General features: G+C 65.2%; 14 protein-coding genes and 2 pseudogenes. 7 read left to right on the forward strand and 9 right to left on the reverse strand.

The genetic code is table 11. The annotated features are described in order from the left end of the window. Positions 1–182 precede the first annotated feature (182 nt). The 5 genes from PHA84_RS19105 to PHA84_RS19125 all read right to left on the reverse strand — a co-directional run bounded on the left by PHA84_RS19105 (position 183) and on the right by PHA84_RS19125 (position 5,691). Positions 183–866, reverse strand: coding sequence for an SDR family NAD(P)-dependent oxidoreductase (locus PHA84_RS19105; protein WP_270889736.1), 684 nt, complete (start codon positions 864–866; stop codon positions 183–185). A gap of 765 nt (positions 867–1,631) precedes the next feature. Beyond that, positions 1,632–2,564: an alpha/beta hydrolase fold domain-containing protein gene (locus PHA84_RS19110; RefSeq protein ID WP_270889737.1), complete on the reverse strand. Its 933-nt coding sequence runs from the start codon at positions 2,562–2,564 to the stop codon at positions 1,632–1,634. A gap of 272 nt (positions 2,565–2,836) precedes the next feature. Then, on the reverse strand, positions 2,837–3,853 hold the full coding sequence (locus tag PHA84_RS19115) for a zinc-dependent alcohol dehydrogenase (protein ID WP_270889738.1): 1,017 nt from the start codon (positions 3,851–3,853) through the stop codon (positions 2,837–2,839). A 32-nt stretch (positions 3,854–3,885) separates the two neighbouring features. Then, positions 3,886–4,746 carry a fumarylacetoacetate hydrolase family protein gene (locus PHA84_RS19120; RefSeq protein ID WP_270889739.1) on the reverse strand — a complete coding sequence of 287 codons (861 nt, stop codon included), beginning with the start codon at positions 4,744–4,746 and terminating at the stop codon, positions 3,886–3,888. Positions 4,747–4,794: 48 nt separating this feature from the next. Further along, positions 4,795–5,691, reverse strand: coding sequence for an SMP-30/gluconolactonase/LRE family protein (locus PHA84_RS19125; protein ID WP_270889740.1), 897 nt, complete (start codon positions 5,689–5,691; stop codon positions 4,795–4,797). A gap of 480 nt (positions 5,692–6,171) precedes the next feature. Here PHA84_RS19125 and PHA84_RS19130 point away from each other — a divergent pair, with 480 nt between their 5' ends. The 4 genes from PHA84_RS19130 (at position 6,172) to PHA84_RS19145 (ending at position 16,016) form a co-directional block, all read left to right on the forward strand. Continuing rightward, positions 6,172–7,929, forward strand: a complete 1,758-nt coding sequence (locus PHA84_RS19130) for an IlvD/Edd family dehydratase (protein ID WP_270889741.1) — start codon at positions 6,172–6,174, stop codon at positions 7,927–7,929. 4 nt (positions 7,930–7,933) lie between these two features. Beyond that, on the forward strand, positions 7,934–10,777 hold the full coding sequence (locus PHA84_RS19135) for an FAD-binding and (Fe-S)-binding domain-containing protein (RefSeq protein WP_442952941.1): 2,844 nt from the start codon (positions 7,934–7,936) through the stop codon (positions 10,775–10,777). 145 nt (positions 10,778–10,922) lie between these two features. After that, complete coding sequence (locus tag PHA84_RS19140) at positions 10,923–13,286, forward strand: glycoside hydrolase family 2 protein (protein WP_270889743.1); 2,364 nt, start codon at positions 10,923–10,925, stop codon at positions 13,284–13,286. A gap of 318 nt (positions 13,287–13,604) precedes the next feature. After that, positions 13,605–16,016 carry a glycoside hydrolase family 3 N-terminal domain-containing protein gene (locus tag PHA84_RS19145; protein WP_270889744.1) on the forward strand — a complete coding sequence of 804 codons (2,412 nt, stop codon included), beginning with the start codon at positions 13,605–13,607 and terminating at the stop codon, positions 16,014–16,016. Positions 16,017–16,482: 466 nt separating this feature from the next. Here PHA84_RS19145 and PHA84_RS19150 read toward each other — a convergent pair whose 3' ends face one another. From PHA84_RS19150 to PHA84_RS19165, 4 genes and pseudogenes are all read right to left on the reverse strand, one after another. After that, complete coding sequence (locus PHA84_RS19150) at positions 16,483–16,692, reverse strand: DUF5605 domain-containing protein (RefSeq protein WP_270889745.1); 210 nt, start codon at positions 16,690–16,692, stop codon at positions 16,483–16,485. Between the two features lie 126 nt (positions 16,693–16,818). Then, positions 16,819–16,977: a hypothetical protein gene (locus PHA84_RS19155; RefSeq protein WP_270889746.1), complete on the reverse strand. Its 159-nt coding sequence runs from the start codon at positions 16,975–16,977 to the stop codon at positions 16,819–16,821. Next, positions 16,974–17,492, reverse strand: a complete 519-nt coding sequence (locus PHA84_RS19160; protein ID WP_270889747.1) for an apiosidase-like domain-containing protein — start codon at positions 17,490–17,492, stop codon at positions 16,974–16,976. Before PHA84_RS19160 ends, PHA84_RS19155 begins: the two co-directional genes overlap by 4 nt. A gap of 281 nt (positions 17,493–17,773) precedes the next feature. Then, positions 17,774–18,001: pseudogene (locus PHA84_RS19165) on the reverse strand (DUF5060 domain-containing protein); the annotation flags it as partial. 442 nt (positions 18,002–18,443) lie between these two features. Here PHA84_RS19165 and PHA84_RS19170 point away from each other — a divergent pair. The 3 genes and pseudogenes from PHA84_RS19170 to PHA84_RS19175 all read left to right on the forward strand — a co-directional run. Next, entirely contained in the window at positions 18,444–19,592 is a 1,149-nt protein-coding gene (locus tag PHA84_RS19170; protein ID WP_270889748.1) for a serine hydrolase domain-containing protein, read from the forward strand. Beyond that, a pseudogene (locus PHA84_RS20885) lies at positions 19,592–19,903 on the forward strand (glycoside hydrolase family 78 protein); the annotation flags it as partial. The gene PHA84_RS19170 and the pseudogene PHA84_RS20885, both read left to right, overlap by 1 nt. Before the next feature lie 15 nt (positions 19,904–19,918). Further along, the coding region (locus PHA84_RS19175; RefSeq protein WP_270889749.1) for a family 78 glycoside hydrolase catalytic domain at positions 19,919–22,477 on the forward strand (2,559 nt) is incomplete at its 3' end.

Here is a 22,477-nt window from a genome sequence, read left to right on the forward strand (position 1 = left end):
CATGGACTACTCCTTTGCTTCGACGGCGCTTGTCGTTTGCCCGCCCGCGCTCTCGGACGGGCTTCATTGGGATTCCCGGACTGAGGCCCCTCAGCGGAGGCGCCAAGCCGGGTCGCCTTCCGGACCACTGAGTGGAGGCACCGGAGATCCCCGGCCGGATTGGTTCCGCATTTCGGGTCTGGTCAGTACGTGGCGCGGCCGCCGCTGATGTCGTACACCGCACCCGTGGAGAAGCTGACTCGCTCAGAGGCCAAGAACGCCACCAGCTCGGCGACCTCTTCGGGACGACCGACCCGCTGCATGGGAATGAGGCTCGTGATGTGCTGGAGCACATCCGGAGCAGTCGTGGCGTTCATCGGTGTGTCGATCACCGCCGGGGCGATGGCATTCACCAGCACGCCCGCCATCGCGAGCTCTTTCCCGACGGACTTCGTCAGGCCGATAACGGCGGCCTTCGACGCAGAGTAGATCGACAGGTTGGGGTTGCCGTCCTTTCCAGCCATGCTCGAGATGTTGACGACACGTCCCCAACCACCCTGGACCATGCCGGGTACAAACGCCCGCATCGTGTTCACGGTGCCGATCACGTTCACCTCGAGCACTCGGCGCCATTCGTCGGAGGAGGTCTCCAGAAGCGGCTTGCTGGGGCCGACAATGCCTGCCGAGTTCACGAGGATATCAACGGCCCCTAACTCGAGCCCCGCTTCATACAGGGCTGCTTCGTCCGTCACGTCGAGCTTCACGTCCGCGCCTCCGTCCAGGTCGATCGTGAAGACGCGAATGCCCTCACAGCGAAGCCTGTCGGCCACCGCTGAGCCCAGCCCGCTGGCCCCCCCAGTTACGATCGCGGTTCGAGTGCTCTTCATCGTTCGGTGACCTCCGTGGGACGCGTAATCGGGGAAGGAAGGGGGCGAGCTGCCGCGATGTGCGACGGAACTGGGTTGGGGCACCTAAGCAGAATGGCCGCCGTCACTGCGGCCTCCCGAAACAACCGCTTGGCCGGCCTCGCGGCGCAGCCCGCCTCAGTCACAAGGGGATGGTTTTGGCACAGTGCGCGGGCAGGCGGCGACTGCTGATGAGGGCGTGTCGGACGTCCCGAAATTGACGGTGAGGTGGCGATCTGAGGCACTCCGAGCTGATGTCCGGGACGTCCCCGGGGACCGCCCGCCAGGAACGGCGCGCCGCTCAGCAGCATTAATCCTCGTCTTCCATTTATCGGAACTGGACTCCGTTATATGCAACGGTCGGTACGCTAGCACGGCGATGGTCGCAGCAAAAGGGATCCGGATGCCGGAAAGGTGGTCCACTTAGCGCCCTTCCGTTCCGGGGCCGAGCGGACATGGCGAGGGGGGTGCAGTTAACACGTGCCAAGGGCTCGAGCAGACCAAGTCGCGCTCGCCATCCTCGAGCTGCGGGTCGACGCGGGCGCCCAGGCGAGTACGCCCCACAGGAGCAGCTCGCCAAGCCGCGTGGTGCCTACCGGCGGAGCCAGCCGCCACCCTGGCCGGTGAGCGGCTCCGCCGCCCACGCATCGAAAGCTCCCCCCGATAGTCGTGAAGCAGTACGACGCCGTCCAGCAACGCCACGCGTGAGGCGATCGACGACGCAGAAGGGCCCGGTGCGTTGCAAGTTCACTCCTGAAGGGCAGCCGCAAAGATGTCCAGCGATCTGGCCACCTCAGCCAGCGCCGGAGTCCTGTTCAGGTGCCCATGAGGCATGCCCGCCGCGAGCGTGCACTGCACTGTGACGCCAGCCTCGGCGAGCTGGCGTGCAAGCAGTTCGGCTGACGACCGAAGATCGTCATATTCGGAGATCAGCACGTGGGCGGGAGGGAGCCCACGGAGGGGGGCCGCTCCGGGCAGTGCGTCGGGAGGCACGTCGCTGATCCTTCCCACGTAGGTGCGGACCATCGCCTCGACGGACGCGGGAGTGAAACGAAGGGCTGGGGGCAGCGGAGCCATCATCGCGCTCACTTCGAAGTCGAGCGCCGGATTCGGAAAGTGCGCGAAGGGATATGCCAGGAGGAGAGCTGCCGGCTGCGTGTGTCCACCGTCCCGCAGCCGTAGAGCCACGGCCAAGGCCAATGCACCTCCAGCACTCGCACCGCCTAGGCAGACCTTGCGAGGCTGGTCTTGGTTGGCCAGCTCCCCCCGAGCCACGGCATCCCACACTGCGGCCACGTCGTCAATGGGCCAGGGGTAACGAATCTGGCCATCGGCGAGACGGTAGCCCACACTCACGACGGTTGCTCTCGATCGGGCGGCCAGCTCGGCACTGACCACGTGCGCCTCCGGCATGTCGAGGTCGCCGGCGCTGAAGCCGCCGCCATGGGCCCAGACGAGGACCGACCCTGTGGCGCGCCTCGGCGTGTAACGGCGGCAGGAGATGGGACCGTGCGTTCCTAGTGCGACGATGTCGTCCATGGCTACGTTCTCGGGGAACGTCCACGGCGCGGGATCCCGTTGGAATTCGTCCCACCTCTTCGCCGTTTCGACGTCGAGGCACGTTGGGTCGAGCCCCTCGAGAAGGTGAAGCTTGGCGGCGAGGAAGGCATCAAACGGCATGGGAGCGGTCTTCCCGTGTAGGTACGTGCGAAGCAAACAGCAAGGACTTGCCAATTGGCGTCGACGCACCAGCACATGTCGACATCAAGCATCGCCAGCCGCTGAAGGTGCCCGACCAGCCCGACACGTGAGGCCCGGCCTCGACTGTGGACGGTTCATTCGGCGCACTCCGGTGCGGCCCATGCGAGCCCCGTACTCGCCCTCGAGTCCGCCTACGCGTGAACCAGGGGCGGGCTGGGGCGGAGGGTTTGATCAACCTCATACGTCTCCTTCTAGGTCAGCCGCGGGTCAACGTGGACCTTCGGCCCTGCACCCGCTCCGGTGGGTCGCTCGTTGGCCAGCACTAGCCCAACCTCATCCAGACCGACGGTCGCGCACACCAGGGGCCGTGGGTCGACGGATCCGTCGGCGAAGGCCGCGATCGTGGCCTCGAGTCCCGGAGAGGCGGACAGGATGCCGATGCAGGACACGTCCTTCAGCGCCATGATGCGTGTGTCGATCGTGCTGGGGCTGCCCGCCAGTCCGACGTACACGACCCGGCCCGCCGGTTCCACGCGATCCAATGCCGTCGCCGGTAAGTGTGCCGCATTGGAAGCCTCGACTACGGCGTCGAACGGCAGGTGGGGCAGCGTGCTTTCCGTCCACACATGCTCGAAACCGAGGGCACGCGCAAAGTCGAGGGATCGGGGCGAACGGTCGAGTAGATGCACTTCGACCCCCTGAGCCCTGAGAAACAGCGACACCAGCACGCCTATCGTCCCGAGCCCTAGCACGAGTGCACGATCCCCGGGTCCGGTTTGGGTGGCTCGAGCCGACCGCAGCGCATTGCCGCCCGGTTCGACCAAGGCCCCAAGAACCGCGTCCACACCCGAGGGCAGCTCGTGCAGCGAGCGGACCGGAACCGCGATCTGTTCAGCGAGGGCGCCCGGTCGCCCGTCACGCACGCCCACCTCGTCACGGTGGTCGCACACGTGCTGATGCCCACGCAAGCATCGCCGACACGTCCCATCCCCGATCATGGTGTCGCCCATCACTCGACGTCCTACCCAGCCGGGGTCGACGCCGCCCCCGACGGCGCTGACTGTGCCGGCCCACTCGTGGCCCAGCCGCATGGGATACGAGGAATGACCTTCACGCAGGTAGGTCATCTCCCCGGTGAAGAACTCGACGTCTGTGCCGCAGAGTCCCACGCGCTCGACGTCGATCACTGCCTCGCCCGCGGCCGGAACAGGCCGAGGGACGTCCGCGACGGCATACTGCCTCGCACCGAGGAGCACGAACGCGCGCATCGTGGCACTCTTCGTATCGCCCCCTTGAATGATCATCGAGGCTCGAGGACGTTCTGGCGCTGGCTTCCCAGGCCCGAGATGCCGAGCTCCATCACGTCGCCGGGCTTCAGCCATACCGGGGGGACGAAGCCCATCCCCACGCCGGGCGGCGTTCCGGTATTGATGAGGTCCCCTGGCTCGAGAACCATGAACTGGCTGAGATGATGCACGATGAAATACGGGTCGAAAATCATCGTCCTGGTGTTCCCCGTCTGCCGGCGGGTCCCATTCACGTCGAGCCACATGTCCAGGCTCAGCACGTCTCTGATGTCGTCGGCAGTGGTGAGCCATGGGCCCGCGGGATTGAACGTCTCAGCGGACTTGCCTTTGCACCATTGACCGCCTCGTTCCATCTGGAACGCCCGCTCAGAGACGTCGTTGACGACGCAGTACCCGGCGATGGCATCCTTCGCCTCGTCAACTGACGGCAGGTAGCTGGTGCGTCGACCTACCACGATCCCTAGCTCAACCTCCCAGTCGGGCTTCGTCGCCCCCCGGGGGATGCGGACGTCGTCGTTCGGGCCGATGAGCGTGTTGGGAGACTTTGTGAACAGAATCGGCTCCTCCGGAACGGCCTGACCGGTCTCAGCGGCGTGGTCGCGATAGTTGAGGCCAATGCACAGAATTTGGTGCGGTCGGGCGATGGGAGCGCCGATCCTTTCCCCGTCGAACGTGGCTACCTCACCAGCCGCCGCCCGGGCGGTGACGAGGGGCGCGATGGTGTCGAGTCCGCCGGAGCCGAAGAACTCCTCGTTGAAGTCGGGGACCACATCAGACAGGTCGACATAGGTCCGCTCGTCGAGTCTGGCGACGGGCTTCTCGTGCCCGGGCTGTCCGATGCGCATGAGCTGCATGAGTACTCCATGTGGGTGGGTAGGTGGGTGTGGACGTGGCCGGGAGGACTATGCCGCCGGGGCCTTGGTGGCCCAAAGCGAGCACGGCGTGCCGGGGATCGGGACGCGGACAGTGAAGAGGCGTCCGGAGTCTGGGTATTGAGCGAGCTGAGCGGGCTCGAGCTCGTGGGTTGCCGTGGTGATGACGAGGGTGCGCAGGTCGTCACCGGCGAAGGCAAGGCTCGACGTGTGCGGGGCCGGGACGTGGATCTCGTCGACGAGAGTCCCTTCGGGCGTGTACCGGCGCACGACCCCAACCCCCCAGACGGCGACCCAAAGGTGGTCTTCGGAGTCGATGGCAACCCCGTCGGGCCAGCCGTCAGTGATCATGAGAAACGCTTCGCGCGCACCCGTAGCGCCCGTGGGAGGGTCGTAGTTGCGAGCGTGGACCACTTGCCGAAGGGTGTCGACGCTGTACATGCGCTTTCCGTCGGTGGTCCAGGCCAAGCCGTTCGAGAGGGTGAGGTCATCGTCGAGGACAGCGATCGAACCGTCGTGCTCAAGACGAACGAGCGTCTCCCCGCGGGACGGCCCGTCCAACGACAGGGTTCCCACAAGGAACCTGCCATCAGGATCGGTCCCCCCATCGTTCAGTCGGGCCCGCCTCCCGGCCGGCACGACTCTGGCTCCATCGGTGCGGGTCCCGTTCGGGTGCACCACGACCAACGTTTCCTGAGCCGCCACCAGCAGGCTGCCGTTGTCACCCACCGCCACGGCGCCCACCGTGCCAGGGAACACCAACCGGTCCGTGACGTGGACAAGTCCATCGGCGAGCGTGCCTTCGAACAAGGCGCCGGCGACGATGTCGACCCAAAGCAGCCGACGGCGGACCGGGTCCCAGACCGGGCCCTCGCCGAGTATGTACCGCCCGGCTGAGGCCGGGCGGGCACCAGCCGTAAACGCCATCAGTAGCCGGACCCTGCACAGGTGGCGAGAACCTGTCTCCCCTCGTCGACGGCGTTGAACCGATTCGCACGCGGCGTCGTCAGGGGGTTCCCGCTGACACTTACGGCTCGTGCCCGGCCGCCTACATGGGAAGGCCTCAGTGACTGGGTCGGCACATTGACGCCCATCTCGGTCTCCTGGTTGTCAGTGACACTGACATGGCCTCGGGGCAACCCCCGACTCGCGTCGTACGCTCTACGCGCTGGAAAGTGTAAGCGCCTTCTTGCCCACCCGCGGAGGCTGGAGGACGCTTCGAGCAGGGTCACGACACGATCCGCGGCGACGCTGTGATGGCGCAACTTAGAAGTCTCACGTTCCGGAATATAGTACAGCATTCCGATACGTGGAAGATATTGTCGTCCGTAACGGCGTGCTAGCGTCGCGGAGGAATTCCGCTCGTCGGGTCGCAATTCACACTTGTTGGAATTATGAGGAGTCGCTGTGACAGACAGCCAGCCCAGTCTTGGCGCGTCCGGCCAGCTGCGCAGCGCGCAGTGGTATGCCGGGGAGGACCGCAACGCCTATATCCACCGCGCTTGGATGCGCCGGGGCCTGCCCGCCGACGCCTTCACCGGACGTCCGCAGATCGCCATCGCGAACACCGCCTCGGACTTCACGCCGTGCAACGCACACCTGAGCGAGGTCGCCCGGTCGGTGCGAGACGGTGTTCACGAAGCAGGGGGTATACCCCTAGAGCTGCCGGTGGTCTCCTTGGGTGAGACGCAGGTCAGGCCGACCGCGATGCTGTGGCGCAACATGGCAGCTATGGCGACGGAGGAGATGCTTCGAGCTAACCCCGTAGACGCCGTCGTCCTGTTGGGTGGATGCGACAAGACGATCCCGGCCCTCCTCATGGCTGCGGCTTCGGTGGACCTGCCTGCTGTGGTCGTGCCCGGCGGACCGATGCTCACCGGCACCTTCCGCGGTGTTCCACTCGGCTGCGGAACCGACGTCTGGCGGCTGTCTGAAGAGGTGCGGGCCGGAACGCTGTCGCAGGAGCAGTTCATGCGATCAGAGTCCGCGATGATCAGGTCGAAGGGCCACTGCAACACCATGGGCACCGCCTCAACAATGGCCCTCGTCGCCGAGGCCCTGGGGACGGTGATCCCGGGCGTGGCAGGAATCCCAGCACCCGATGCCCGGCTCCTGGAGGCGGCCCACGCAACGGGGAGGTTGGCCGTAGAGCTCGTCGCCGTTGACCGACGGCCCAGTACGTACCTCACGAAGGCCTCCTTCCATAACGCCATCGTCACCCTGGCGGCCATCGGAGGCTCGACGAACGCCGTTGTCCATCTCCTTGCCATCGCTGGCCGACTGGGAGTTGACCTCACCCTCGACGACTTCGACCGCATCGGGTCGCGCGTACCGGTCCTCGTCGACCTACAGCCCGCTGGCCGATTTCTGATGGAGGACTTCCATCGCGCCGGTGGTCTCCTCGCGGTACTGCATGAGGTCCGTGATCTGCTGGACCCGACGGCGCTGACCGTGACCGGGCAGTCCCTGGTGGGGTACCTGGAGAACTCTCGGGCGGAGGTTCACGTCTGGGATCCGGAAGTGATACGCAGCCGCACCGCCCCCCTTCTTGAAGAAGGTGGCATCGCCGTACTGCGTGGCAACCTCGCGCCGGACGGAGCGATCATCAAGCCGGCGGCCGCTTCACCGCACCTGGTGCGACACCAAGGCCGGGCCGTCGTCTTCGACTCCATCGAGGACTTCCACACCCGCATCGACGATCCCAATCTCGACGTCGACGCGGAGTCGATCCTGGTGTTGCGGGGCTGCGGCCCCAAGGGCTACCCCGGCATGCCGGAGGTATCCAACATGCCGTTGCCGAAGAAGCTTCTCGAACAGGGCGTGCGTGACATGGTCCGAATCTGCGACGGCCGGATGAGCGGGACGGCGTATGGCACGATCGTGCTTCACGTCGCACCGGAGGCGGCCGCTGGTGGCGTGCTTGGTTTGGTGCGAACTGGCGACACAATCTTCTTGGACGTGCCCCAACGGCGGTTGCACCTCGACGTTTCGGACGCCGAGCTTGCCACCCGAAGAGTTCCTGACGCGACGACGTCTGCGTACGCACGTCCCTCACGCGGTTGGGAGCGGCTTTATGTCGAGCGTGTGCTCCAGGCCCATACGGGCGCGGACCTGGACTTCCTGGTGGGGTCCAGCGGTTCGAGCGTGAGCCGTGAGTCTCACTGACGACATCCGGCCCGGCGCCCGATTTCGAGGCGCCGCCCCGGACCCACGCCTTCTTGCCGCATTAGAAGGGGCGGTTCCGGGCGGCGTTGCTGCCCGGGCCACGGACCGACTGGGGTTCGCCCACGACGCGTCGCACTATCTGCTCATACCTGAGGCTGTCGCGACGCCAAGCGACGCGGGGCAGGTGGCGTCGCTGTTGCGGGTGTCAGCTACTCAGGGCGTGCCTCTGACGTTCCGCTCTGGTGGCACGAGCCTGTCCGGTCAGGCTACGGGAGCCGGCGTCCTGGTGGACACCCGTAGGAACTTTCGAGCCATCGAGGTGCTGCAGGAGGGTGCCCGTGTCCGGATCCAGCCGGGTGCGACGGTCCGGGGAACCAACGCTCGGCTCGCTCGCTACGCGCGAAAGCTCGGCCCCGATCCTGCGTCCGAGTCGGCGTGCACAATCGGCGGCGTCGTGGCAAACAACTCGAGCGGCATGGCGTGCGGCACTGCTCACAACGCCTACAGGACTCTCGACTCCGCAGTCTTGGTCCTGCCCAGCGGAACCGTGTTGGACACCGGCGCGCACGATGCCGACGAGCGCCTGCGGCTGCTGGAGCCAACAATTCACGCGGGCCTGGAGCGGCTGCGTGACCGCGTACGGCGAAACGCGGCCTCTGTCGCGGTCATCCAGCGGCTGTTCGCGCTCAAGAACACCATGGGTTACGCAGTCAACGCCTTCGTCGATTACACCCGGCCGGTCGACATCCTTCTCCACCTGGTCGTGGGCAGCGAAGGCACCTTGGCCTTCGTGGCCGAGTCAACCTTCCGCACTGTCCCGGTTCATCCACACGCTGCGACCGCGCTCCTGCTGTTCCGCGACTTGGCATCGGCAACGGAGTCACTGCCGCAGCTGGTGGCCAGCGAGCTGGCTACCATCGAGCTGCTCGACGCAGCGAGTCTGCGGGTTGCCAAATCTGATCCAAAGGCGCCGAGCGTCCTCACGCAGCTCGACCTGAAGCGCCACGCGGCCCTGCTCGTGGAACATCAGCAACCGACAGCCGAGGCTCTCAAGGCTCGGGTCGAGAGCTCCAGGACGCTCATAGCCCAGTTCCCGCTGGTCACGCCCGCGCATCTGAGTTCCGAGCCAGCGGCACGAGCCGCACTGTGGCACATACGCAAGGGCCTGTATGCCGCCGTGGCGGGCGCACGTCCGCCGGGAACCACCGCAGTACTGGAGGACGTCGCCGTCCCCGTCGAACGGCTGCTGCCCACGTGCACAGAACTACAGCGGTTGCTCGACCGGCACGGCTACGACGGCAGTGTCATCTTCGGTCACGCCAAAGACGGCAACATCCACTTCCTGATCAACGAGGACTTCGCGGCCACCTCGCTCGTCGACCGCTACCTGGCATTTACCAAAGACATGGTCGACCTCGTTCTCTCGCAGGGCGGAACGCTCAAGGCCGAGCACGGTACTGGGCGCATCATGGCGCCCTACGTCGGCCGCCAATATGGAGAAGAACTCCATGAGGTGATGCGGGAGGTCAAGAGGCTTCTGGACCCGATGGGCCTGCTCAACCCGGGAGTTCTGCTCGACGATGACCCGCAGGCACACCTGAGGCACCTCAAGTCGACGCCGAAGGTCGAGGACGAGGTCGACCGGTGCGTCGAGTGTGGCTACTGCGAACCCGTGTGTCCCAGCAAAGATCTCACCACCACCCCGCGACGGCGGATCGTGCTGCGCCGCGAGATCGCGCATGCTCGCGCTGCTGGTGACCTGGAGTTGGTGAGTGAGCTCGAGTACGACTACGAATACGAAGCAGTGCAAACCTGCGCCGTCGACGGCATGTGCGCCACTGCCTGCCCGGTCCTCATCGACACAGGAATGCTCACGCGTCGGCTCCGTGAAGAAGCGAACGGCTCACTCAAGCAGCGCGCAGGGGAACTGATGGCCCGCCACTGGGACGCGACGACGCGTGCTGCAAGTGCGGCACTTACGACGGCAGATAGCGTCCCCGGCGTCATCCCCCAGACCGCGTCTCGGGTGGCACGTGCAGTCTTCGGCGCTGAGACGATTCCGCTGTGGTCTGACGACCTGCCTCAGGGAGGTACCCGCCGCACCATGGCATCGGGCGATCCCGGGCGCGCCTTTGCGGTCTACTTCCCCTCATGTCTCTCGACGGTCTTCGACGCCGCCTTTGAGGATGCCGGCGTCCGAGACGCATTCATGACCCTGTGCCGGCGGGCCAGCATCGACATGTTGGTACCCGCCGACATTGCGAGGCTGTGCTGCGGAACTCCCTGGAAGTCCAAGGGCCTTACGCTCGGTTTCTCAGCCATGCAGGACCGGGCCGTCGATGCCCTGGTGGACGCGACAGACCATGGGCGCCTCCCAGTGGTCACCGACGCATCCTCCTGCACCGAAGGGCTGTCCACCGCGCTCGCAGGCGTTGGCATCGCCGTGACAGACGTGATCGCCTTTGTTGATACCTATGTCCTTCCTCGATTGCCGCCCGCGACGCGCGTGGCCACCGTGGTCGTGCACCCGACCTGCTCCACGACGCGTCTGGGTCTTGAACCGGCGTTGTTGCGGGTCGCACAGGCGGCCGCTGAGCGGGTTGTCGTGCCCGACGACTGGGGCTGTTGCGGGTTCGCCGGAGACCGTGGTCTGTTGCATCCGGAACTGACCGCCTCCGCCACCGCGGCCGAGGCGCGGGCAGTTCAGGCGCTGTCGGAGGCATCGGTTGATGGCGCCGCGTATGTCTCGGCCAACCGCACCTGCGAGCTGGGCATGACTCGCGCGACAGGCCTCCCGTATCAACACGTTGTCGAACTCCTCGAGCGTTCGACCCGCCCTCGAACTTGACCGATGGCAGGCCCTGCCCGAACCAAACGAGTTGGCGAGTAATCCATAGTCAAGCCACGCGCCAACTGGGACTCTGCCCGGTCAACGCACCAGGAGAAGAAGAATGCGGACATCGTTCAACGACGGGTGGACAGTTCAGCCTTGGATGAGCATCTTTGGGGGACTCGGCGGCAGTCGCCCGCCGGCGACACCCGTGACACTTCCTCACGATGCCGTCCTCGGTCTGGATCGGGCTCCCTCGGCGGCTCCCGAGCAGGCCTACTTCCCGGGCGGAGCATTCGAATACACGAAGTCATTCGATGTTCCCCACGCGTGGCGTCATCGACGGGTGTCGCTGAAGTTCGACGGCGTGTACCGCGACGCGATGGTCTACGTCAATGGAGGGTTTGCGGCCCAACGCCCTTACGGGTACTCGGGTTTCACAGTCCCGCTGGATCGCTTCCTGACCTATGGGACAACCAACGTCGTCCGCGTCGATGCACGTGTCCATCAGGACTCTCGGTGGTATAGCGGCGGCGGCATCTACCGCGACGTACACCTGGTCGTTACCGATTTCCTGCACCTCTCGTCCGACGGCGTGCGCATCTCCACGCCGGACATCGACGAGCGACGGGCTGTGGTCGACATCGCCACCGACGTGAAGAACGATGGCACCGACACTCGAACCGTGCGGTTGGTCTCGGTCGTCACCGGGCCGACCGGTGATGTGGTCGCACGCGGCGAGGCCCCGGTAACCGTGTATGCAGGTTCGACTGCAGTCGCTCGGCTACGGATGTTCGTCGCCTCGCCCGAGCTGTGGGACATAGACAACGCCGCGCTGTACACGGCGGTCGTGTCCATAACCTCAGAGCACGAGGCCGTGGACTCCTTATCGGTGCCATTTGGCATCCGGCGTCTTCAGGTCGATCCCGTCGAAGGTCTCCGGATCAATGGCCGCTCGGTCAAGCTGCGCGGTGCATGCATCCATCACGACAACGGCATTCTCGGCGCCGCAACAATCGCGCGCGCAGAGTTCCGGCGCGTCGAGCTACTGAAGGCTGCCGGATTCAACGCGATCCGCAGCTCACATCATCCGGCTAGCCCCTCGTTGCTCGAGGCTTGCGACCGCCTAGGGATGCTGGTCATCGACGAGACCTTCGACATCTGGCTGCAGCCGAAAACGGCGTTCGACTACGCCCTTGCATTCGCAGACTGGTGGGAACGCGACGTGGAGGCGATGGTAGCGAAGGACTACAACCACCCCAGCGTGGTGTTCTATTCGATCGGCAACGAGATCCCGGAGACCGGCGATCCTCATGGCTCTGCCGTTGGGCGCGAGCTGGCCGAGAAGGTTCGGTCGCTCGATTCCACCCGCTTCCTGACCAACGGCATCAACGGCCTCGTCTCGACGCTCGCCGAAGTACTTGCGGTGGGCAGCCGCAGCGATGCCGAAGGTGTGAACGACCTCCTGGGCGAGCCGACCGGCATCGCAAATCCGCTCAACGCAGCGGCCTTTGTGACATCGAGAACTGCGGAGTCGTTCGCCATCCTCGACGTCGCTGGGATGAACTACGGCGAGGCCCGGTACGAGATGGATGAAGAGCTGTTCCCAAACCGGGTGATCATGGGAACCGAGACGTTCCCGAACCAGGCCGCGCTGAGCTGGGGGCTGGTCGAGAGGCTCCCGCACGTCATTGGTGACTTCACGTGGACTGGCTTCGACTACCTCGGCGAGGTGGGACTCGGTCGTCAGCACTACGCGGACGGCAAGCAGAAGTTCCTCGGCGAGTTTCCCTGGATGGTCGGATGGTGCGGGGACCTCGACATCACAGGCTTCAGGCGACCGATGTCGTACTACCGCGCGATCGTTTTCGGCCTCGCGAGCGGACCGTACATCGCGGTTCTCCGGCCGACCGAGCGCCCCCGAGCTGACGAGAGCACCCAATGGTCCTGGAGCGATTCGGCATCGACGTGGTCCTGGGATGTCCCCCCGAAGACACGGATGACGGTCGAGGTGTACGCAGACGCGGACGAGGTTGAGCTGATCCTCAACGATGTGTCCCTCGGACGGCGTCCGGCTGGCCGGCAATCGAAGTTCATCTCGCTGTTCGAAGACGTCCCCTACGAGTTGGGTTGCCTGAAGGCAGTCGCGTACCGCGACGGCACGGAGATCAGCCGCAGCATGCTCCGATCCGCGGTAGGTCCTGCGACGCTCAACGTCGAGGTGGACCGCGCCCAGATCGCAGCCCATCCGGGTGACTTAGCGTTTGTGACCATCGAGCTCCAGGACGCCGCGGGGACACTCGTGACGTGCTCGGACCGCTCCGTTCACGTCCAAGTCCAGGGCGCTGCAGCCCTGCAGGCACTTGGCAGCGCGCGGCCGGTAAACGATGAGAGCTTCCTCTCCGATCGGCACCGCACCTTCGAGGGGCGTGCCCTCGCGGCCGTTCGACCCACGGGTCCGGGGCCCGTCACCATCACGGTCTCCTCTGGAGACGAGGTGGTCGTACGTCGCATAGTCGCCGGCTAGCTGCGCCCGGGCAAGCGCCGATATCCGCTGAACGCCGCGACGGCCCCACGATTCAGAGGTCATCCGGTTCGCCAGCGAAGGTGCTGTCGATGATCAGCGGAAGCGGGGTTGTGCCCCGGCGCGCGCTCAACGGGTTGCCGCTGCCGTTGTGGGGAGAGTAAACTACTGTAGAACGTTGCACAGCATGCAGGATGCCCGTGCCACTCCATCTCAAGTCCGGCGTGTGTCGTCCGGCGCGGCTGCCCCATCGCCGTTAACAGGCTCGGAGAAGGCACCAACCTTCGCCCGGCGACACAAGCGACGGATCGAGGACTACGTATGAGCGAGCAGTTGACGAGCCCCTGGATGGACGAGCGGCTGACAGCCAGCGAGCGCGCAAACCTTCTTCTTTCGGCGCTCAGCCTCGACGAGAAGATGGCCCAGGTCTCCTGCTACTTCCCGGCCGACATCACGCAGACCGCGGACTTCCGCGAGCGCTTCCCGAATGGGATCGGGGAAGTGTCGTGCCTCGAGACACGGTCCGCCCTGTCGCTAGACGAGGTGACCGAATTCCAACGCCGCATTCAGTCCGAGGCGATGGAGGGTTCTGGTCATGGGATACCGGCGATCTTCCACATGGAGGGCCTGTGCGGGGCCTACCTACCGGGCGCAACGAGTTTCCCTTCAGGCTTGGCCCGCGCGGCGAGCTGGGACGTCGAATTGGAGCGCAGAGTCGGTGAGATCGTCGGCCGGCAGGAACGTGCCCTCGGCGTCACGCACACCCTCGCACCAGTGCTGGATGTTGCTCGAGACCCGCGCATGGGCCGCCACGGCGAGACCTATGGTGAGGATCCGAGCCTCGCGGCTGCGTTCGGCGTCGCATTCACACTGGGTGTCCAGGGCGAGGACGCCGACGGTCGCCGCACGGAGGCGGTAGCGAAGCACTTCGTCGGCTCCCACCACACTGAGGGTGGCATTCACGGCGCCCACTGCAATATCCCTGACCGCACGTTGATCGAAGTTTACGGCAAGCCCTTCCAGGCCGCGATCACCTTGGGGGGGTTGCGCGGTGTGATGCCTTCCTACAACTCGGTGGCCGGCGAGCCCGTATCAGCCTCGGTTCGACTGCTGACGACGCTCCTGCGGGAGCAGATGGGTTTCGATGGTCTTGTCGTCTCCGACTACGGAGCAGTTGGCAATCTCCACACCGTCCACCGCGTCGCACCGTCCCCGGCCCACGCTGGCCTTGCCGCGCTCCGCGCGGGAATGGATGTCGAGCTCCACATGCCGCAGGGTTTCAGCAACGGCCTGCGGCACTGGTTCGCGGAGGAATGTGCTGACGTGGCGCTGCTTGACCGCGCCGCCCACCAGGTCCTCGCCGCAAAGTTCCGCATGGGTCTGTTTGAGCATCCCTTCGCGCCAGACCCCGATGCCCGAGACCTCGCTTTTGAGTCCATGGACGATCTGGCAGTGGCTCTGGATTCGGCGCGCGAGTCGATCGTCCTGCTGCGAAACGATGGGGCGCTGCCGCTGGCCAGAGACGTGAGGAAGCTAGCGGTGATCGGTTGCCACGCGGCCAGCGCCCGGTTCTTCTTCGGTGGTTACACGCACTACTCGATGACAGAAGGCAAGCTCGCCGTAAATTCATCGATGGCCGGGTTGGCAACCGGTAGCGACGACCTCGTCACCATCACAGACACCGTCCCCGGTACGACGATCGAGGCCTCCGAGCGTCCCGTCTTCGAAGACCTGCTGCAGCGTCAGCAGCCAGAAGTCAGCAACCTCCTGGACGAACTACGAGTGCGAATGCCGAACACGGAGGTGAGTTGGGCGTACGGCTACCCGTTCGCCGGCGACGACAACACCGGACACGATGAGGCCATCGAAATCGCCCAGCGCGCCGACGTCGTGCTTCTCACGCTCGGCGGTAAGCACGGCACTGCTTCGATCGCCTCCATGGGGGAAGGAATCGACGCGACGAATATCAACCTGCCCACCTGTCAGGAGGAGTTGATCGTCAAGCTCGCTCAGCTGGGCAAACCGCTGGTCGGCGTCCATTTGGACGGCCGACCGGTGTCCAGCGACGCTGCCGACACCCATCTTTCAGCACTGCTGGAGGCTTGGAGTCCGGCGGAGGGAGGCGCGCAGGCCATTGTTGACGTACTGACCGGCGTCCACGGACCAAGCGGGCGGCTACCAGTCAGCGTCGCGCACAACGCGGGTCAGGTCCCCGTCTACTACAACCATCCCCACGGTTCAGCATGGCACCAGGGGGAAAGCATTGGCTTCTCCGACTATGTCGACGCACCCCACACTCCTCGATACCCATTTGGTCACGGGCTCACGTACACGTTCTTCACCTACGAGGCACTGACGCTCTCCGATCATCAGGTCGGCCCTCAGGACATGATCGACGTCACCCTGACCGTCAGGAACGAAGGCGAGCGGGTCGGGACGGAGGTCGTCCAGCTGTACGTGAGCGACAAGTTCGCCTCCATCTCCAGACCTGTTCTTGAGCTGGCAGGTTTCCACCGGGTGACCCTGGAGCCGGGGCAAGAGACCACCGTGGGCTTCCGACTCGATCTCAGCCAACTGGCGTTCCTCGATGCCGATCTGCGCTGGCGAGTTGAGGCTGGTGACGTGGACGTGATGGTTGGGGCGTCCTCCGCGGACCTCCGATTGACCGACACTCTGCACATCGACTCCGACGCCCTCATCGACGGGCGGACAAGGAGTTTCTACGCGCATTGACACAGCGCGCGCCCAGTCCGTCCGTGCCCTATTTGTCCGACGGCAGGTAGCAGTTTCTGGCCCTAGCGGCACTCCTCGGGCCTCAGGAGTTGGGTCGGTTGGACTCACGGCACACTCAGCCCCGGGGCATCGTGCAGAACCGACTTGGGTCGGGGCGGCTGGGACGGCGCAGCTCCTGGATGACGACAGCGACTACAGCAACGGCATCTACAGGGAGTCGCGATCAAGGTGTGTGACCCTGTGCAGCTGTACGCGTCTTGTCAACGACGGGACTTCGGTCCACCAAGGGAGCCGACACACGGGGAGATCTCGGGGCGCTTCTCACCAGCAGCTCAGTGTCTCCGCTAACTCAGCCCAGTCAAGAGCGGCCTCCGGACGGCGACCGTCCGGAACCAACCGATCGCCAAGCGCCGATCCCTGGCTGTTTGTCGGGCAAGAACCACGACCCGATCTGCCGTCGGTCTCCTCAGTGCTGGGCAACCAGTCGAATGGCCATGTACGGACGAGCAGGAAGCTCGATCTTGGTCTTCCCTTGATTGATGCCCTTCAATCTCTCCACCGACATGTTCCATGTGTCGATCACGTCGACGTGAGCGCGCATGCCAGCCGGGATCACAACATGGCGGAACTTCGGGCGGCTGGAACCGAAGTAGAGAAGTGCGTACTCCCCAGCCACGCCACCCCATGGCACGTCCCAGTCCGACGGGAGCGGGTCAATGCGCGCGGTCGGTGACTCTGCCACCAGCCCCTGCAGGAACCGGATGCGCTCGGCACTTTCACCCCTCAGCTTCCCACCCTTCGATCAGAAGATGACCTCGTCGTCGCGGTAAAAGGTTTCGCCATGCGTGACGTAGCCCCCGCGAACAACGGCGCTCCAGGTGCGTTCCACAACCTCCTCAGCAGTGAGATTGCCCCATCCCTGATCCAGGGCGCCTTCGTAGCCGTACTCGTCGACGATCACCGGCTTGCCCCACCGCCGGCGCCACTCGTCCACTCGCTGACCAATGAGGCGGCCACCCACTGGATGCTGCAATGCGTCGCCCACGCAGCGGTGTAGTCGAACGGTTCTGACCAATTGTGGATTGACAACAGGTGATTGACATGGTCCTCGGCTCGCACAGTCGCCGCGATCCGCTCCCAGTCCTCTGGCCGCTTGGTTGTCAGCAACTCGTACTCATTCGCGAACGACCACCACACGTTCGGGTAGGCCGATAGGCGTCGCACGACGTACCTGAGATACCGCTCGTCGACCGCTGGGCCGAGACGGCTGAAACCCCACCGATCGTCGTAGGGGTGGAACAAGATGATGTCGGCCTGGATGCCGGGCCCGTCCAACTCGGCTACGCGGCGATCGAGGTTACCGAAGTAGTCCACGTCAAAGCGCTCGGTGTCCCAGGTGCCGTCGTGGCAACGCAGGAAGGGGTAGCGCTCTGGTTCCGCGGAGTTGTATAGAAAGTCTTTGGGAAAGACACACATCCGCAGCTTGTTGAAGGGTGTGCCTTCTCGAGCGTGTCAAGCGTGTGGGACTGAAGCTCGTCCGACTGTTGGGTCCACGCGTAAGCGGTCGTCCCAAACGGGGTGTACGGGCTACTATCGGCGTACCTGAACGCGAACCCATCCGACACTCGCACCGGCCCTCGGTTCTCGGACGGGTGCGCGACCGGGTCACCTACGATCCCGTCAAGCGATCGCGCAGTCGAAGCGGTCACGAAGCGCCACGCACCGGACCGCGGTGGCCGACAGCGCACGAGGTAGTGCCCGTCACCGTTGTAGGAGCCGCCAACGCTGATCGATACGCTACCCTGTCGGGACGTGGCTCCCACCTCCACGTCCACGAACGGGTTCCCATGGGACGGACCCGTGAGTTCGACCTCGACCGGCGCGTACTGGTGCGCGGCGGTGGGAGTTGCGACTCGGGCGCTGGCATGCCGCACCGAGTCATCCTCATACTGAAGATCTGGGAGACGTGCCGGCGCCCACTGCATCACAGGCTTCTCGTTCTGAATCTGGCCCCAGCTCGCGGAGGATATCGGCGGCCCGCCCTGCGTCCGCCGTGAGCGCCAACTCCAATAACGGCCCGAGCGGAAATACTCCAAGTTGTGAGCTCATCGGCGACTGCATGAGCTCCGGCACCGACCTGTCGAGAACGCACGAGCGGCCGGGTTCGCCAGTACATCGGCGAAATTGTCATAACGGTCGAGCGCGCGCGTCGTGGTGTGGTCCTAGTTCCTTGGTCGCTTGGACGTTAGTGCCCAGCGCCTGACTTCAGACTTCACGGATGCCGGCGGCTAGCCAAGGCCACCGTCGGGAATCAGGGTCTGCATGCATGGGCCTGTCCAACAGATTTGTGTGGTGCTTGCCAGCGAACCTATACTCTCTTTTCAAATTAAGAGAAGACTGTCCCAACTATCAATATTCGGAGGCGGCGTGGGCACTACCGGAAAGCAAGTGGCGGAGCAGCGCGAGTGCCATGTATCACCGGGCTTCGAGCCCGTCGCAGAAGCGTTCTTCACGACCATCGCGGACGGGCGAAAGACCGGTGCCGCCGTGTCAGTGTGGGTCGACGGCACTGAGGTGGTCGGCTTGTGGGGCGGCACCGCAAACGCCGAGACCGGCGCTCCATTCACCCACGACACCCTCCTCCCCCTCGCTTCGATCACGAAAGGCCTCGCATCGGTCCTGGTTGCGCGGCTTGTCGACCGTGGCCAACTCCCCTCCTTCGACACGCCCGTAGCCGAGGTGTGGCCCGAGTTCGCGGCCCACGGCAAGGGCGACCTGTCCATCGGCGACGTGCTCGCGCACCGCGGCGGAGTCTCCGCGCCGCGCCGTGGCCTCGTGGAGGCCGAGATCCTCGATTCCCTGGCGATGGCGGACGTCCTTGCGGAACAAGAGCCGTTATGGACCCCCGGCCAGGGCCACCAGTATCACGCGTTCACCCACGGTGCCCTGACCGCGAAGCTCGTGGCCATCGGCGACGGGCGCTCCGTGGGGACGATGCTGTCCGACGAGGCGACGAAGCCCCTCGGCGTCGACGCTTGGATCGGGCTCCCCGAGGCAGAAGACCATCGACTTGCAACGATTGCACCCAACCTGAGTGCGCCGCCCCCGACCCCGTCGGATTGCCCATGGGCGGATCGCGCCGTTGACCTCGGCGCTGGTATCGACGTCGTCGAACTCGTGCACAGCCAAAGTGGTCGTCGCGCCGAGCTGCCGGGAGTCAACGGAATCGGGACAGCTCGATCGGTCGCCAAAATCTGGTCGGCAACCGTCGTGCCTACTGATGGGGTACGGCTGCTCTCGGAGGAGACCGCTCGCCAGCTGCGTGCGCCGCGCAGCGTCGGGGTTTCAGTGTTCGCGAGCCCCCCACCACACCAGTCGTGGGGTGCGGGGGTCATGATCCCCTCGCATTGGCAGTGGTATCTGACGGCTGACTCCTTCGGCCACGACGGCGCCCATGGCCAAGTCGCGTTTGCAGACCCTTACCACAAGGTGGGCTTCGGGTACCTGACGAGCCAGAGTGGGGACTGGGAGCGCGGACGGTCCATCATCGCCGCCCTCGCTAGGGTCCTCAGGTAATGCCGCGCCTCCCGCGAGTGATTTCCAGGGAGGGCGTGCGAGGCCTGCGCACAAACGGAGAGATCCATCCTCTCGGGGTCGACGAGGCACCCCTGCTCAGTTGGGCCCCGGACGAACGACAACGCTACCTGCACGTCGTGGTTAACGACGACCATGACGAAACAGTATGGGACTCGGGGGTTGTCGCTTCTGCACGTCCAGAGCTACGCAGCGAACTGCCATTGGTCAGCCGGGCCGTCTACACCTGGCGCGTCCGGGTCAGTCGTGACGCCCAGCACTGGTCGAGCTGGAGTGATGCTGCTTTCTGGGAAGCTGGACTCCTCCGCGTGACGGAATGGGACGCGGAATGGATCGCACTCCCCGTGCCGGCCGCCCACCGAAACCTCATAGCAACGGGACGCACCGATATCGAGTGGGCGACTGAGGGCGACGTCCTCACCCAGACGTTCGACGCCCTTGGGCCCGTTGCCGCCGTCCACGCTGACCTGGTGGGCGAGCTGCTCACTGACGTCGCGTTCACCCTCGCGGTAGTGGCCCGGAGCGGCCGCATCGTCGCGACCAAGACGGTGGACGGCCAACAGCACATCTGGGACCGCTTCTTGCATTTCGTCGAAGTAGAGCCGCCAGCGCCCCCGGGACGCTACGAGTTGCGCCTGTCAGTCGACCGCGGCAACGTCGGTTGGCGCCTCGGCGCCGACGCCGAGCGCCCGGCTGACGACGGGGTTTCACCCCTTCTGCTGTCGGGACGTGTACTGACGAATGACAGGGTGCGCGATGGCGTGAGGGCAACGGCAGTGGAATCGATACCGGCGCCCAACCCCGTGTTCCGCGCAACGTTCGCAATCGACGAACCGGTGCAGCGAGCGCGACTGTCCATCGCGGCCCTAGGCAATGGGATCGTGAAGATCAACGGGCTGACCGTAGGCGCGGGCGTGCTGGATCCTGCACCCACCGACTACTGCGTACGCGTTCTCTACAGGACATGGGACGTGACGCACGCACTCCGGCCAGGGCGGAACGAGGTCGAAGTCCAAGCGGGGCGAGGCACGTTCGCGGCTCGGGGAGCGAACATCTGGGGATGGAACCTCGCGCCGTGGCATGCCGAGCCCATGGTCAAGGCGCGCCTGGACTGGAGGGGACCCTCAGGCAGGGAAGGGGTCCATGTGAGCGGCGAGGACTGGGAGGCCAGGGCCGGCTCTACTCTGTCGGACCTCCTCTACTGCGGGGAAATCTCGGTTTCGCGCGACTCGCAGCCAGCGTGGGTACCGGCCACCGTTGTCGCGGGACCGACCGGAGACCTCAGATCAGCAACGCTGCCCCCGATACGCGAGAAGGAGGTCTACCTGCCAGTGACTGCCACCCCGAGTGGGCCCTTTAGCACCTTGTACGACTTCGGCACTGTGCTCACGGGTCGTGCCCGGATGTGCCTCCGTGGCCACCAGGGGTCCGTGGTGCGTGTCTCCTACGGAGAAGACCTCGACTCGGACGGTCACGTGGCTACGCCGAACGCACTCGCCGCAGGCCCAATTCAGGTGGACACGCACGTGTTCGAGACGTTTGACGAGATCACCGACTGGTCACCCAGATTCGGCTATCGGGGCTTCCGTTGGGTCGAGGTGCTCACTGAAGGTGCGGCGACAGCCTCAGACGTCACCGCCCAGCTTCTCCACACGGACGTCGAGACTATGGGCGAGTTCGACACCACAGAACCTGTCCTGAGATGGACCGACGCCGCCTTCAAACGGACCTTCCTCAACAACCTGCACGGCTTCCCCAGCGATACGCCGACCTTTGAGAAGAACGGGTGGACCGCGGACGCGATGCTCGCAACCGAAGCGATCCTCCATCAGGTGGATGTTCGCACGACGTTCGGAAAGTGGTTACAGGATCACGCCGATTCCCAGGACGCGGCCGGGGTCGTTCCACAGATCGTTCCGACTCCGGGCTTCGGGAGAGCTGCCGATCCTGCGTGGAGTGGGTCGAGCGTCGTCATCCCGTGGCAGCTGTATTGGGAGTACGGCGACATCGATATCCTCGTGCGAACCGCAGCCATGGTCCGGCGCTACTGCGATGCGCTGATCTCTATTGCTGGCGACCGGCCCTGGCCGATGCGGAGCTGGGGCGACTGGCTTGCGCCGGGGTACGAACTGGCCCCCGAAGGGTCAGAACCGGCGGCAACCATGATGATGGTGTCGGTGCTGCAACACGCCTCTTGGATCATGGCGGCGCTTGACCGGTCCGAGGAAGCCGAACGCTACTCCCACGCCGCACGGCAAACCGCCGCCGCTTACCACGATGCCTACTTCGACGAGCGGGGCTGGCGCTACGGGCGACCGCGAACCGGCTACCGGCAAACGATGAACATCTTGCCGCTGGCCTTCGACGCCGTACCGGCAGAGCACCGCGTCGCCGTCGGGCAGAGCCTCGTTCAGGACCTCGAGCGCCGTACCAATGGGCACCTCGATACAGGCGCCCTCGGCTCACGTCACCTGCTGCACGTGCTGAGCGCGCTCGGCCGCGATGATCTCGCGCTCACCGTCGCCACTCAGCGGACGCCCCCCGGCTGGGGCTCTTGGTACGTCAGCGGGGAGAGCACCCTACGGGAGTCGTGGGACGAGAAGGCCCGTTCCCGCAATCACTATTTCCTCGGCGGCGCCCTCAGCTGGGTGCATCAGCGCGTCGGCGGGTTGCGTCCGACATCGCCTGGCTGGGAATCGTTCGAAGTGAACCCTCTCGACGACGAAAGGGTGAGCGGGGGGCGCCTGTCGCATCGAACGGTCTATGGCGATGCGCAGGTTACCTGGCAACGCGACGAATCTGGCCTTGATATCGCGGTTCGGGTCCCGGGGGGGGCGACTGCCACGTTGAATGGCCCCAATGGGGTG

The sequence above is a fragment of the Pedococcus sp. 5OH_020 genome, assembly GCF_027812955.1.
Lineage (GTDB): Bacteria > Actinomycetota > Actinomycetes > Actinomycetales > Dermatophilaceae > Pedococcus.

What these genes read in the sequence shown, in the direction of transcription:
- PHA84_RS19120 (WP_270889739.1), bottom strand. Translation starts at nt 4,746, where the DNA reads ATGCAGCTCATGCGCATCGGACAGCCCGGGCACGAGAAGCCCGTCGCC.
- PHA84_RS19145 (WP_270889744.1), top strand. Translation starts at nt 13,605, where the DNA reads ATGAGCGAGCAGTTGACGAGCCCCTGGATGGACGAGCGGCTGACAGCC.
- PHA84_RS19160 (WP_270889747.1), bottom strand. Translation starts at nt 17,492, where the DNA reads ATGTGTGTCTTTCCCAAAGACTTTCTATACAACTCCGCGGAACCAGAG.
- PHA84_RS19115 (WP_270889738.1), bottom strand. Translation starts at nt 3,853, where the DNA reads ATGCGCGCGTTCGTGCTCCTCGGTGCGAGGCAGTATGCCGTCGCGGAC.
- PHA84_RS19140 (WP_270889743.1), top strand. Translation starts at nt 10,923, where the DNA reads ATGAGCATCTTTGGGGGACTCGGCGGCAGTCGCCCGCCGGCGACACCC.
- PHA84_RS19125 (WP_270889740.1), bottom strand. Translation starts at nt 5,691, where the DNA reads ATGGCGTTTACGGCTGGTGCCCGCCCGGCCTCAGCCGGGCGGTACATA.
- PHA84_RS19105 (WP_270889736.1), bottom strand. Translation starts at nt 866, where the DNA reads ATGAAGAGCACTCGAACCGCGATCGTAACTGGGGGGGCCAGCGGGCTG.
- PHA84_RS19110 (WP_270889737.1), bottom strand. Translation starts at nt 2,564, where the DNA reads ATGCCGTTTGATGCCTTCCTCGCCGCCAAGCTTCACCTTCTCGAGGGG.